Annotated in this window: 11 protein-coding genes; 1 reads left to right on the forward strand and 10 read right to left on the reverse strand. The window is 72.6% G+C overall.

The genetic code is table 11. The annotated features are described in order from the left end of the window. Positions 1–12: 12 nt before the first annotated feature. The 9 genes from OG521_17760 to OG521_17800 all read right to left on the reverse strand — a co-directional run bounded on the left by OG521_17760 (position 13) and on the right by OG521_17800 (position 9,189). Positions 13–891: a methyltransferase domain-containing protein gene (locus OG521_17760; GenBank protein WUW22539.1), complete on the reverse strand. Its 879-nt coding sequence runs from the start codon at positions 889–891 to the stop codon at positions 13–15. A 49-nt stretch (positions 892–940) separates the two neighbouring features. Further along, positions 941–2,044, reverse strand: coding sequence for a type III polyketide synthase (locus OG521_17765; protein ID WUW22540.1), 1,104 nt, complete (start codon positions 2,042–2,044; stop codon positions 941–943). Next, a complete protein-coding gene (locus OG521_17770; protein ID WUW22541.1) occupies positions 2,041–2,529 on the reverse strand; it encodes a hypothetical protein in 489 nt (162 codons plus the stop codon). The genes OG521_17765 and OG521_17770 overlap by 4 nt, the downstream gene beginning before the upstream one ends. Before the next feature lie 35 nt (positions 2,530–2,564). After that, the gene (gene ubiG, locus OG521_17775) at positions 2,565–3,365 is read right to left on the reverse strand and encodes a bifunctional 2-polyprenyl-6-hydroxyphenol methylase/3-demethylubiquinol 3-O-methyltransferase UbiG (GenBank protein ID WUW22542.1); all 801 of its coding nucleotides are present in this window, start codon (positions 3,363–3,365) and stop codon (positions 2,565–2,567) included. Further along, positions 3,365–4,561: an acyl-CoA/acyl-ACP dehydrogenase gene (locus OG521_17780; GenBank protein WUW22543.1), complete on the reverse strand. Its 1,197-nt coding sequence runs from the start codon at positions 4,559–4,561 to the stop codon at positions 3,365–3,367. Before OG521_17780 ends, ubiG begins: the two co-directional genes overlap by 1 nt. Positions 4,562–4,566: 5 nt before the next feature. Continuing rightward, positions 4,567–5,766: an acyl-CoA/acyl-ACP dehydrogenase gene (locus tag OG521_17785; GenBank protein WUW22544.1), complete on the reverse strand. Its 1,200-nt coding sequence runs from the start codon at positions 5,764–5,766 to the stop codon at positions 4,567–4,569. Then, positions 5,763–6,044: a hypothetical protein gene (locus OG521_17790; protein ID WUW22545.1), complete on the reverse strand. Its 282-nt coding sequence runs from the start codon at positions 6,042–6,044 to the stop codon at positions 5,763–5,765. The genes OG521_17785 and OG521_17790 overlap by 4 nt, the downstream gene beginning before the upstream one ends. Before the next feature lie 126 nt (positions 6,045–6,170). Further along, positions 6,171–7,742, reverse strand: a complete 1,572-nt coding sequence (locus OG521_17795) for a phosphopantetheine-binding protein (protein WUW22546.1) — start codon at positions 7,740–7,742, stop codon at positions 6,171–6,173. After that, positions 7,732–9,189 (reverse strand): AMP-binding protein, encoded by a 1,458-nt coding sequence (locus OG521_17800; GenBank protein ID WUW26719.1) that lies wholly within the window; start codon positions 9,187–9,189, stop codon positions 7,732–7,734. Before OG521_17800 ends, OG521_17795 begins: the two co-directional genes overlap by 11 nt. Positions 9,190–9,637: 448 nt before the next feature. Here OG521_17800 and OG521_17805 point away from each other — a divergent pair, with 448 nt between their 5' ends. Next, complete coding sequence (locus tag OG521_17805) at positions 9,638–11,179, forward strand: MFS transporter (GenBank protein WUW22547.1); 1,542 nt, start codon at positions 9,638–9,640, stop codon at positions 11,177–11,179. Positions 11,180–11,241: 62 nt separating this feature from the next. Here the strand turns inward: OG521_17805 and OG521_17810 are convergent, their stop codons facing one another. Next, positions 11,242–13,023, reverse strand: coding sequence for a fatty acyl-AMP ligase (locus tag OG521_17810; GenBank protein WUW22548.1), 1,782 nt, complete (start codon positions 13,021–13,023; stop codon positions 11,242–11,244). Between the last annotated feature and the right edge of the window lie 4 nt (positions 13,024–13,027).

Below are 13,027 nucleotides of genomic sequence, written 5' to 3' on the forward strand. Positions count from 1 at the left end.
GCGGGGCATCGGTCACAGCGGCCGGGTGGCGCGGAGCACGCCGTAGCGCATCACGTCGCGCTCGTACGCCTGCTTCATCAGCGGTACGGAGTTGAGGAACCGGAAGATGTCCATCCCCTTGGCCCGGACGAGCTTCCAGATCATGGAGGGGTCGCGGACCACGGGCTTCACGATGTCCGTGGAGAGCTTCCAGGTGTCCTGCACCCGGTCCGACCAGTCGACGGTCCGGACGTCCTCGAAGCCGAGCTCGCCCGCGATGTCGCGGTACTGGTCCAGGGGCAGCACGTGCGAGACGACGAAGTCCCGGTAGATGCGGTCCAGCAGCCGGGACTCGTCGGGGGTGAGCCGGTCGTCGCGGGCGCACCAGGTGGCGACCAGCAGCGTGCCGCCCGGCTTGAGCACCCGGAAGCACTCCGCCAGGAACGCCGGCTTGTCGGGCATCAGCTCGCAGCTCTCCAGCGCCCAGACCACGTCGAAGGAACCGTCGGGGTAGTCCGTGTGCATGGCGTCCATCAGCCGGAAGGCGGTGCGGTCGCTCACCCCCGCCTCGGCGGCCTTCGTCTCGGCGCGCCCGATCTGCTCCTCGCTGATGGTGATGCCGTCCACCTCGCAGTCCAGCTTCGCCGCGAGGTGGGCCGAGGAGGCGCCGATGCCGCAGCCGGCGTCCAGGACGCGTGACCCCTTCGGCACCGGGGCGAAGGAGATCAGCTCCTCGACCAGCCGCACCTGGGCCGCGTGCCGGCCCGGGTCGGGCTCGCCGTCGGCCCAGTAGCCGTGGTGGATGTGCTCGCCCCACAGGTCCTCGTACAGCTCGATCAGGCCGTCGTAGTGGTCCTTGATGGCGGCGTGCAGATCCGGCGTGGACCAGCGGGGTTTCAGTGCGCTCGTCATGGCGTGATGTCCCATCGGAGTCGGGATCGGAACGGGAGGCGGGAGGGGGTCAGAAGCGGATGAGCGCAGACTCCATGGTCAGCCCGGGGCCGAACGCCATGATCACGCCGTGCTCGCCCGGCGCGGGGCGGGCCTCGCGCAGGATGCGGTCGAGGATGAGCAGGATCGTGGCGGACGAGCAGTTGCCGTTCTCCGCGAGCACCGCCCGGGAGGGGGCGAGCTGCTCGGCGCCGAGCTCCAGCTTCTCGCCGACGAAGTCGATGATCTTCGGGCCGCCCGGGTGGACGCCCCAGTGCCGTACGTCGGAGGCTTCCAGGCCGTGCGGGGCCAGCAGCCGTTTGACGAACGGTTCGATGCTCTCGGCCAGGTAGAACGGAACATACGGGGAGAGCGTCATCCGGAACGCCGAGTCCTCGATGTGCCAGCTCATGGCGTGCATGGTCTCGGGGTGGGTCTCGGTGTGCGTGCCGAGGACGACGGGGCCCGGTCCGCCGTCGTCGGCGCCGAGCAGCATCATCCCGCCCGCGTCACCGAACAGGGCGTTCACGACGGCCTGTTCGGCCGTGTACTCGGGGCGCAGATGGACGGAGCACACCTCGGCGGAGCCCGCCAGCACCAGTTCGTCGGGGCGGGCGGCCACCGCGTCGAGCGCGGTCTTCAGCACGTTGAACGCGGCGTTGCAGCCCATGTGCCCGATGAAGGTGCGGCGCAGGTCCTGGCGGAGCTCGAACTCCTTGGCCAGCAGGATGTCGGGGGTGGGCCCGGCGTACCCGGTGCAGCTGGCCAGCACGAGCGAGCCGACGCGCTCCCGCACGGCACCGCCGGCCGCCTCGTCGAGGACTCCGCCGACGGTGCGGCGGCTCATGGCCAGGACGTTCTCCTCCCAGGCCAGCATCCGGGTCTTGATGGGCGGGAAGCCGTCCAGGTAGGCGGTGCGCGGGTCCCACGCCATGTGACGGCTGCGCACCCCCGAGCCCCGGAAGATCTCCTCGGCCTTCGGCACGTCCCGGAACATCTCCCGGTAGTACTCGTCGAAGGCGCTCTGCTGCGGCACCACGTTCTCCGGTGCCGTCGTGCGCAGGGCGAGCAGTCTCGCGGCCCCGCGGGTGCCCGCCGCACCGGACCCGGCGGCGGCCTCGGTGACGGCGTTCATCCCACGTTCTCCAGGACCGCGGCCGGGGACTCCAGCCGGTCCTTGATCGCGTCCAGGAATCCCTCGGTCACCTGGTCGCTCTGCTGCCTGGCGAACGGCTCGACGAGCGGCAGCACGACGGGCGCGATGTCCACGTCGGCCTCCGAGCGGGTGTCGATCTCCAGGTAGGTACTGCCCGGGGTACTGCCTTCCGAGGTGCGGAACTCGCCCCAGGAGCGGAAGTTGTGGCTGCCGACCGGCTCCCAGCGGATCCGTCCCGGGTCGGTCGTGTCGAACCTGGACCGGTGGTCGGGGGTGTGGCTGACGGCGCCGTTGGAGATGGTGGCCAGCACGTAGTGGTAGACGTCGTCGCCTTCGGCGGTGAGCGTTTCGACCCCGGGCATCAGCACGCCGCAGCCGACGATGTCGAGGAGCAGCGCGCGTACGGTGTCCGGCTCGGCCCGGACTTCGGTGGCTACCGCACTGGCAGAGCGTATGGAGACCATGGTGTCCTTCACAGGTGTGAGTACCGGCGCCCGGTTCAGCGTTCGGACGGGCCGGGCTTGGTTGCGTATCCGATGTAGCTGGCCGACAGGTCGTCGCCGACGGCGAACCTGCCGAGCCGGCGGTGCAGCAGCAGTCCCGGCAGGACCGCGGGCAGGGCGCGGGCCGGGCCGAGGCCGCGGGTGTCGGCGAGCCGCATCCCGCGGTCCGCCAGCAGGCCGCTCAGCTCGGCGGGGCGGATGAACATCCGCCAGTTGTGGGTGCCGGGCTTGATGATGCGCACCAGCTTCTCGGCCACCAGGATCAGCAGCAGGTAGCTGCGGACCGTCCGGTTGACCGTGTCGAAGAGCAGCACACCGCCGGGGACCAGCAGCCGCTGGATCTCGGCCAGCGCGGCGGGCAGGTCCTGGAAGTGCTCCAGCACGTCGGAGGCGACGACGGCCTCGGCGCAGCCGTCCGGCAGCTCGGTGCCGTACGCCGAGCCGACGCGGTACGTCACCTGGACCCCGGTGGCCGCCGCGTGCCGCCGGGCCGCCTCCACGGTGCCGGCCGACAGGTCGATGCCGGTCACCGGGTAGCCGCGGGAGGCGAGGTCCTCGGAGACCAGCCCGCCGCCGCAGCCGAGGTCCACGACCCGGATCTGCCCGGGCGTCCGTCCGGCGAACCGGTTGCGCAGGATCGTGTCGAAGTAGCCGGTGCGCGCCGGGTTCATCTCGTGCAGGACGCGCAGCGGGCCCTCGGTGTTCCACCAGTCGTCGCCGACCTCGTCGTAGTACTCGTTGTCGATCGGCACCGGACGCGCGTCGGCCGTCCGGGTCCGGCCCGTGGTCGCGGACATCACACCCACCTCGGTGTCTCGACCGGGCTGATGCCCAGGGTGGCCTTGCCGATGAACTCGCGGGCCATGTCGTTGGTGAAGGGCAGCAGCGGGCCGGCCTTCACGTCCCGCCAGATCTGCCCGATGCGGGAGCCCTCCCGGATGCCCGATCCGCCGATCACCTCGAACGCGGTCGCCACCACGTGCTCGGCCTCGTTGGTGATGTAGTACTTCGGCACGCAGGTGTCGGCCACGAACGCGGGCAGGTCGTCGCCCGGCTCCAGGTGGCGGGTCGCGTACTCCGTGAGGAGCGCGTCCATGGTGGCCAGCGAGGACCGCATGCGGGCCACCGCGAACTGGATGCCCGGCAGCCGCGCGAGGTCGGTGACCGCGGTGGTGGAGCGTCCCCGGGTGCGCCGCACCGCGAGCTCGTAGGCCTGCTCGGCGAGGCCCAGGAAGACGGCCGCGAAGCAGTAGTGGCCCCACTGCTGGCGGGCCATCACGAACAGGGGCGTCAGCCCGTCGGGGAACACCGAGTCGTCGGCGTCGACGTGCAGGGAGTCCAGCTTCAGCGAGTGGGAGCCGGTCATCGGGAGCGCGAATCCGCTCCACCGCGAGACCACCTCGATGCCCTGTTCCGGCTTCTCCACGAAGAACGCGGCGAGGTTGAAGGGCGGTTCCAGGTGGTCGTCGTCCAGGCCCGCGGTGATCACCAGGTGGGTGGCCGCGTCGAAGCCGGTCGCGAAGTGCTTGACCCCGTCGAGGACGAATCCGTCGGGGGTGCGCCGGGCCACGGTCGAGGGCATGACCCAGTTGCCGCCCGATCCCTCGTCGGTGAACGGGCCGACGATGAACGCCCCGTCGCGTACCGCGCCGAACATCCGCTCGCGCACGGCCACGCTCAGGTCGCTGCGCATCGAGCCGGTGAGCACGGCGTGGATGGCGAGGGTGAAGGCGGTGGACCCGCAGCCGCCGGCGATGATCCTCAGCAGCCGGGTGTTCTCCTCCAGCGTGGCCTCGAAACCGCCCATGTCGCGGGGCACGTTCACGGCGGTGAGGCCCGAGTCGATCAGGTCCTGGATGTTCCGGCCGATGAACTCGCCCTTGTCGTAACCCTCCTCGGCCCGCTGGGCGAAGCGGTCGGCCAGCTCCTGCGCCGTGCCGCGCAGCTGCGCCCAGCGGGCGGCGCGCTCCGTGTCGTGTACGGCTGTCGCCATGGCGCTCAGCCCTCCCATCGGGGTTCGGCGAACACCGGCACGCCGAGCGCGTGCTTGCCCGCCCACTCGGCCGTGACGTCGGAGTTCGGGGGTACGAGCAGTCCCGCCACCACGTCGCGGTAGGCGCGCTGCAGGGGATGGCCGGAGAGCAGGGCGGAGCCGCCCTGCACCTGCATGGCGAGCGTGACGACCTCGTGGGCGAGGCGGCACACGCTGTTCTTCATCACGCTCATCTCGATGTAGTGGCCGAGCGGGTCCGCCGCGATCTGACGGTCGTGGTCGGCCCGGACCGCCTGGTACAGATGCGCCTCGGCGGCCGCCAGCCGGGTCTTCATCTCCGCCACCCTGAACTGCACTCCGGGCAGGTGGGCCACCGTCCGGTCCAGGACGTGCAGGGTGCGGCCGCGCTGTTCGGCCACGACTCCGTCGAGTGCTCCGCGCGCGATCCCGAGGAAGACGGAGGCGAAGCTGCACCACGCCCAGTGGACCCCCTGCATGAACATCAGCGGCAGGGCTCCCGCCTCGCCGACCATCCGGTCCTCCTCGACGAACAGGTCGTCCAGCAGGAGCGAGTGGCTGCCCGTGGCGCGCATGCCGGCCGCGTCCCACTCGGAGGTGACGGTGACGCCGCGCTCCGGCTTGGGGACGAGGAAGCCGACCGGCTCGGGCAGGCCCCGGTCGTCGGTCCTGGCGGCCGAGAGGAACAGCAGGTCCGCGGCCGGGAAACCGGTGAAGAAGCCCTTGCGGCCGTTGAGGAGGTATCCGCCCTCCACCGGCTCGGCCTTGGTGGTGGGGTGCCACCAGTTGCCGCCGACGCCGGGCTCGCTGAAGCCGCCCGCGATGACGGAGCCCTCGTGGGCGATCGCCCGGTAGGCGCGCTCGGCGCCCGGGCCCCCGATGCCCGCGATCATCGCGATGCCGTGGACGTGCATGTTGACGGCGAAGGCGGTGTTGGCACAGCCGGCGGCCAGGGTCTCCTGGGCCCGGCAGAGCTCCTCCAGGCTCGCTCCCCCGCCGCCGAACTCGCGGGGGACGGTCATCGCCGTGTAGCCGGAGTCGACGAGTTCGGTGAAGTTCTCCAGCGGGAAGCTGCTGTCCCGGTCGTGCTCCGCGGCCCGCTGCGCGAACCCCTTCGCCAGCTCCGCCGCGAGGGCGACGTAGTCCGTTGCCGCGGCGGCCGGGGCCGCCTGGGTGAGAACGCTCATCGCGGCCTCCCCGCCACCAGCGGGCGGTGGACGTCGCCCGTCACGGTCGTACTCAGGTAGCGGGTGAGACTGCCGACGGTGTCCCCTTCGGCCCGGGTCGCCATCGCCAGCCAGTCGGCTATGTCGACCTCGCCCAGCACGTCCCTGATGCGTTCGAAGAGTTCGGCGAGATCGACCGAGTCGAAGCCGAGGTCTCCGGTGAGACGGGAGTGTTCGGTGACCGGCCGGTCCGCCGTCTCGGGCCGCACGGCGCTGAGTTGCTCGGTCAGTATCGTCAAGAAGGCTTGCGCCCGGTCGTCCTGCACATTCACTCCTGGAAGCCTGAATATCCTCTGTCTGCATGTGCTGCTGCGGTGGCGCCGATGCTGGCACCGGGCCCTGTAGCCACGGTTGCGCCGTACGGTTCAGGCCAGGGCCTGGCGCTCCCGGAGTCCGTCGACCACGGCCCACAGGGTCGCGGGGGAGGTGAAGACCTCGGGCTCCAGCTCCTCGTCGGGGATGCTGATGCCGTACGTGTTCTCGATGCTGATGACCACCTCGACCATGGCCAGCGAGTCGAGTCCCACCGCCTTAAGGCTGATGTCGGGCCCGACCTCGCCCCGCTCGGCCAGCCTGGGCAGGATCTCCTTCAGCAGACCCTCGAACGCCTCGTCCCACTGCTCACTCATGTCAGCTCCTTCGCTGCCGTTCTCGGTCGTTGCGGGGGACGGCCGGGTGACCGCCGGGATCTGCTGCCGGTGCAGGGCCAGCCGGGTGGCCGAGACGACCTCGTCGCCGTCGACGAGGACCTCGGCGGGGGCCCGGTGCCCGAGGAAGCCGAGCAGGCTGGCGGAGAGTCCGTACGCGCCGACGTTCGGGAACGCCAGCACGGCCCCGGAGCGCACCCCGGCCAGCTCCACCCCGCGGCCCAGCAGATCGGCCGGCGTGCACAGCGGACCGGCCAGGGTGACCCGTTCGGTCGCCGCGTCCTGGCCGGTGTGCAGCGGCCGGGCCTTCATCGGCAGCAGCCGGCCGAGGCCGGAGAGGCCGCCGAGATGGTTGATGCCGGAGTCGAGCACCGCGAAGCGGGATCCGCGGCTGTCCTTGACGTCGGTGACGGTGGTCAGCAGGGTGCCGCTGTCGCCGACCAGGTGGCGGCCGGACTCGAAGGCGACCTGCGGCGCGCCCTCGCGCCAGCCGGGCAGGAACTCGTCGAGCGCCTCGCTCACCGCGGCCCGCAGTCCGGGGTAGCGGGGCCGGTCACCCGGCACCGCGTAGGGGGCGGCGAAACCGCCGCCCAGGTCCACCAGGCGCAGCTCGATGCCGAGCAGGTCGCGCAGTTCGGCCGCGGTGCGGGCGGACTGGATGATCTCGGCGCACAGCCCCTTCTCGTCGCGGGCGTTGGTCAGCGGGAAGAAGTGCAGCCCGACGATCCGGACCCCTTCGGTCTTCAGCCGGTGCGGGGCGTCGGTCAGGACGTCCAGGTCGAAGCCGAACTGCGAGGCGCTGCCGGTCATCCGCAGCCCCGCCTCGCCCGGCGCCCCGGCCGCGTTGATCCGCAGGACGCAGTCCAGGGTCACGCCGTGCGCGACTCCGGCCGCGCCGACGCGTTCGAGGTCGCCGAAGGACTCGGTCGAGTAGGAACGCACCCCGAGGCGGACGGCCTCGTCGAGTTCACCCGGCGTCTTGCCGGGGCCCGAGTAGAGCAACTCGTCGCCGGGGCAGCCCGCTTCGAGGGCCGCGGCGAGCTCGCCCCGGGAGGTGATCTCCGCGCGGGCGCCGGCCCGTGTCAGCTCGGCGACCAGTCCGGGGTGCGGGTTGGCCTTGAGCGAGTAGTAGAGACGGGAGTTCTCGGGGAGAGCGGCGGTCAGGTCCCGGTAGGCCTCCCGGACCCGGCCCACGTCGTAGACGTACAGCGGGCTGCCGTACTCCTCCAGCAGCCGCTCGGCCCGCGCGTCGTCGCCGCCCGGCCGCGGGTCCCGCTGTTCAGATGCCACCGTCGGTCTCCTTCAGATAGGCCACGAGCCGCTTGCGGTCGGTCTTGCCGTTGGGGGTCAGCGGCAGCGCGGGGACGACGTGGCAGATGTCCGGCACCTTGGCCGGCTCCAGGCGTTCGGCGAGCCGGGTGAGGGTGTCCTGCGCCGTCGTCGTGCCGGCCACGAACAGGACCATGTCGCGGTCCTTCTCCGGGACGAGCAGCGAGGCCTCCCGGACCCCGTCGACGTCCAGGGCGGCGGCTTCGATCTCGATGGCGCTCATGCGCAGTCCCCGCCGCTTGAACAGGTCGTCCCTGCGGCCCTGGAAGTAGAGGTGCCCGTCCCCGTCGAGCCATCCGTAGTCGCCCGTGTGCAGGGTCTTCACGCCGTCGGGACCGGTGCGGTACCGCAGCGCGGTGGGCTCGGGCGCCCGCCAGTAGCCGGCCATGAGGTGCGGCCCGCGCACGGCGATCTCGCCCGTCTCCAGCGGCGGCAGCGGCCGGCCCTCCTCGTCCAGGATCAGCACCTGGGTGCCCGGCAGCGCGGGGCCGACCGAGCCGGGCCGGACGATGTCGCCGTCCGGTTCCAGGATGGTGATGCGCTTGCACTCGGTGGTGCCGAACATCGCGGCCACCCGCGCGCCGGGGAACTTCTCGCGCAGTGCGGCGATCAGCGGGGCGTTGAGCGCGGCGCCCGTGTTGGTGAACAGGCGCACCTTCGTCGGCCGGGAGTCCCGGGTGGCCAGCCTGACCAGCAGCTCGCCGAGCGAGGGGACGAGCGGCACCACGGTGGCACCGTGGTCGTGGGCGTAGCCGAGCAGCCGGGTGTGCTCGTCGGCGTCGGAGAGCAGCAGTTCGGCCCCGGCGAGCGCGCAGAGCAGCGCCTGGTAGAGGCCGTAGTCGAAGGAGAGCGGCACCGCGGTGAGCACCACGTCCTGCGAGCGGTAGCCGAGCCGGGCGGCGATGGCCCGGGCCGCGAACGCGATCGGTGCGTGCGGGCAGGCCACGGCCTTGGGGGCGGAGGTGCTGCCCGAGGTGTAGATGAGCAGGGCCAGCCGGTCGGCCGGCACCGGGCGGGCCGGGCCGTCCGCCGGCCCGGACGGGGTGAGGTCGATCTCGTCGAAGGCCAGTACGGGCGTGCCCGCCGGCCAGGTCACGCCGTCCGCCGCGGTGCGTTCCGCGGCGTCCACGACGATCAGGGCCGGCTCGGAGTCGGCGAGTACCGGGCCCAGGTGGTACGCCTTCATCGCGGGGCTGACGGGCACCAGCGTGGCGCCGTGGCGCCAGGTGCCGTACAGCAGCGCGAGGAACTCCCGGACGCTGCCGATCCGGGTGAGCACGCGGTCGCCGGGGCGGACCCCGAGCTCACCGAGGCGCTGCTCGAACCCCCGGGCCGCGCGGTCGAGTTCGGCGTAGCTCCACTCCCCCCGGCGGTCACGGACCGCACGGGCCGCGGGGGCGGTGGCCACCGCGGCGCCGAGGAAGGTCTCGGCGGCGTTCTCGACATCGCTGGAGACGAAGGTGGAGGCGGCGAGCGCCTCGGTGGGCGGGGTCGCGAAGGTGGTCACGGTGCTGCCTCCGTGTGTTCCGTGCAGAGGTGGCCGGCCCGGCGTGCGAAGTCCCGGCCGGATTCGGCGAGCGGGGTGCCGGGCAGCGATTCGGCCGGCCCCGGCGGCCGGGCTCCGGCATCCGCCACGTGAACGCGTTCCCAGCGCATGGTCCTCCCATCGTCGTTGCCGCCATCCGCCGGTACGGGTTCGTGACCGCACCCGGGATGCGCCTGCCGGGAATGGTCGGGGCCCCGGCTTTGGCCCGGCTAAAGACGACGGCGCGGGCCCGGTCCGGAGAGGGCGGGCGCCCGCTGCGCAAGCGGGGCTTCAGCAGGCGCGGTGAGGATCGCGGAGGGAGCGCGCGCACGTGCCGCTCCCTCCCGACGGCGACGGAAGGACCCCGATGCAGGAGATGCGTACGGACAGGGGCTCGGCGGGCCCGGACCCGCGGCGCTGGACGGTGCTCGGGATTCTCTCGCTCGCCCTCTTCGTGATCATCCTCAACAACGGGCTGCTCCACGTGGCGCTGCCCAGCCTGATGCGGGACCTGCACGCCGGTGTCGGCCTGACGCAGTGGATCGTCGACGGCTACGCCCTGGTCTTCGCCGCGTGTCTGCTGACCGCGGGCACGCTGTCCGACCGGTACGGCCGCAAGCGGGCCACCCTGTCGGGCGTCGTTCTCTTCGGCGCCGGATCGCTGGTGGCGCTGTCGGCGGACAGTGCGGAACAGCTCATCGCGGCCCGGGCGGTGATGGGCGTGGCCGCGGCGTTCGTCATGCCGGGCACCCTGTCGATCCTCGTGGACGTCTTCCCCGAGGAGGAACGGCCGCGGGCCATCGCCGTATGGGGCAGCACCTCCGCACTGGGCGTCGCCGCGGGCCCGGTCATCGGCGGGGCGCTCGTCCAGCATTTCTGGTGGGGCTCGGTCTTCCTGGTGAACCTCCTTCCGGTGGCCGCGGTGCTCGTCGCCGGTGCGGTGCTGCTGCCGGAGTCGGCCGCGCCGGTGCCCCGGCCCGCCGATCCGGTGGGCGCGGTCCTCGGTTCGGCCGGCATGGTGGGCCTCGTGTACGGCGCCATCCATGCGGCGGGCGGGGGCTGGACGTCCACGGCGGTGCTCGCCTCGTTCGGCGGGGCGGTGCTGGCGGGGGCGCTGTTCGTGGCCTGGGAGTGGCGGCACCCGTATCCGATGGTGGACTTCGCCCTCCTGCGCAGACCGGCCTTCCTCGGTGCGAGCCTGGGCAACATGCTGCTGTTCCTGGGGCTGGCCGGCACCTTGTTCGTGCTGACCCAGTACCTGCAGGTCGCCCTCGGCTACGGGCCGCTGCGGGCCGGACTCGCGATCGCGCCGCTGGCCCTGGCGGTCGGAGCCGGCTCCGCGGCCGCTCCCTGGCTCGCCCGCCGCACGGGGCCGAGGGGCGGCGTCGCGGCCGGCCTCGCGGTCACCGCCACGGGCATCTGGACGCTCGGAGCGGTGTCCGGCGGCTACCCGCAGCTGCTGGGCGGGCTCTGCCTGTGCGGCATCGGCGTCGGCCTGGCGCTGGCACCGGCGACGGACACCGTGATGGGCCTCGTACCGCCGGAGCGCTCGGGGAACGCGGCCGCTCTGAACGACACCATGCAGGAGCTGGGCAACGCTCTCGGCGTGGCCGTGGTCGGCACGGTCCTCGCCCACGGCTACAGCGGACCGGCGGCCGCGGGGCCGATGTCCGGCCGGACCGGCCATCTCCTCGAACAGGCCGCGTCCGACGGCTTCCGGGTGGCGGCCGCCATCGTCGCCGCCGGTGCCGTGCTGAGCGGTCTTCTGCTGCCCGGCCCCGCGCCCGCCGGCCCGGACGAGGACGCGACGGGCGAGGCCGCGGAGGATCACCGCGCACCCGACGCCGACGCCGCCCGCCAGCGAACCCACTGAGGACCGGCAACGCCCCGCCCACCACCTCCCGGTGCTGGACGGGGCGTTGCCGGCCGTCGTCGTCAGGAGACGGTCACCGGCGTACGTTCCCTCAGCTCCCGCACCGCCGGCTCGACCACCTCCAGCAGGGGATCGAGCGCTCCGGCCAGGAACAGCCGCCGCATCAGGGTCCGCTGGACCTTGCCGCTCGTGGTGCGCCGTACGGTTCCGGGGGCGACCAGCAGCACATTGCCCGCCGGCACCCCGAACTCCTCGTTGACCGCGCGCTGCACCCGCTCCAGCAGGTCCTGGTGGTCCGCCGCCTGCGCGTCCGCGCCCCGGCCCCTGACCTCCAGGACGACGACGAGCCGTTCGCGTACGTCGCCGTGCGGCCGCACGGCGAACACCGCACCCGTGCCCAGCGACGGGTGTGCCGAGCGGGCGGCGGACTCCACGTCGTGCGGGTAGATGTTCCGGCCGTTGACCACGATCATCTCCTTGAGCCGGCCGGTCACATAGAGTTCGCCGTCGCTGAGGGCACCGAGGTCCCCGGTCCGCAGCCAGCCGCCCGCTGTCCCGTCCTCCCCGGCGAGCCGCGCCCCGAAGGTCTCCGCGGTCGCCCCGGGGCGGGCCCAGTAACCGGCGGCGACGCTCGCCCCGCGCACCCAGATCTCGCCGATGCCCTCCTCGCCGAGATCCCGCAGGGTGGCCGGATCGGCGATCCGCACCTCGAAGTCCTCGGCGTGCGTCACCCCGCTGCTGACCAGGGTGCGCGCGGCCAGGCCCGGGACGGGCCCGGTGAGCCGCCCGGTCTCCAGGGCCGCGGTGTCGACGGTGCGCGTCACGGCCGGGCGCCCGAGCGGAGTGCCCGAGACCAGCAGTGTCGTCTCCGCCATTCCGTAACAGGGAAAGAACGTCTCGGGCCGGAAGCCGGCCGGGGCGAACCGTCGGGCGAAGGCGTCGATGGTCTCCGCGCGCACCGGCTCCGCACCGTTGCACGCCTGCTCCCAGCGGGAGAGGTCGAGCGTGAGCAGCTCCGCGTCCTTCACGCGCCGGACGCACATGTCGTAGCCGAAGTTGGGGCCGCCCCCGATCGTGACCCCGTGGTCACCGATCATCTCCAGCCAGCGCACCGGCCGGCGCATGAACGTCTCGGGGTCCATCAGTGCGGCCCGCGCCCCCAGCCACAGCGGATGCAGGACATGCCCGATGAGCCCCATGTCGTGGTAGAGCGGCAGCCAGCTGCCCAGGCAGGAGTCGGCGCCGGAGCCCAGCGAGCGCTGGATGGCCGCCTCGTTGGCCATCAGGTTCCGGTGCGAGACCATCACGCCCTTGGGCTCGCTCGTCGATCCCGAGGTGTACTGGAGGAACGCCAGGCTGTCGGCGGACGGTTCGGGCTCCCGCCAGTGCGTGGCGTCTCCCACCGGTCCGGTGTCCGTGGCCAGGCACGGCACGCCGTCCGGCCCGCCGCCCGCCAGCCAGGACTCGGCCACCGGTGCGTGCTCGCCGGTGGTGAGCACCGCGCCGATCCCCGCGTCGGCCGCGATGCGCGACAGCCGCTGGAAGTGCCGGTCGTGTGCGGAGGGAAGGGGTGCCGGCACGGCGACGGCTCCCGCGTACTGGCAGCCGAGGAAGGCCTCGACGAACGCCAGGCCCGAGGGGTACAGCAACAGCACCTGCCGGCCCGCCAGGCCGCGCGCCTGCAGCCAGGAGGCGATGTCCTTGGCCCGGGTGTCGAGCTCCGCGTAGGTCAGCCGCTCCACACGGCGCTGCGCGTCCGTCTCGTGGACGAAGGCGAACGCCTCCGCCGTGCCGCGGGCCTGCGCCCTGGCCAGCACGCGTTGGGTGAATGTTTCCTGGTTCATCGTC

It is taken from the genome of Streptomyces sp. NBC_01463 (assembly GCA_036227345.1).
GTDB lineage: Bacteria > Actinomycetota > Actinomycetes > Streptomycetales > Streptomycetaceae > Streptomyces.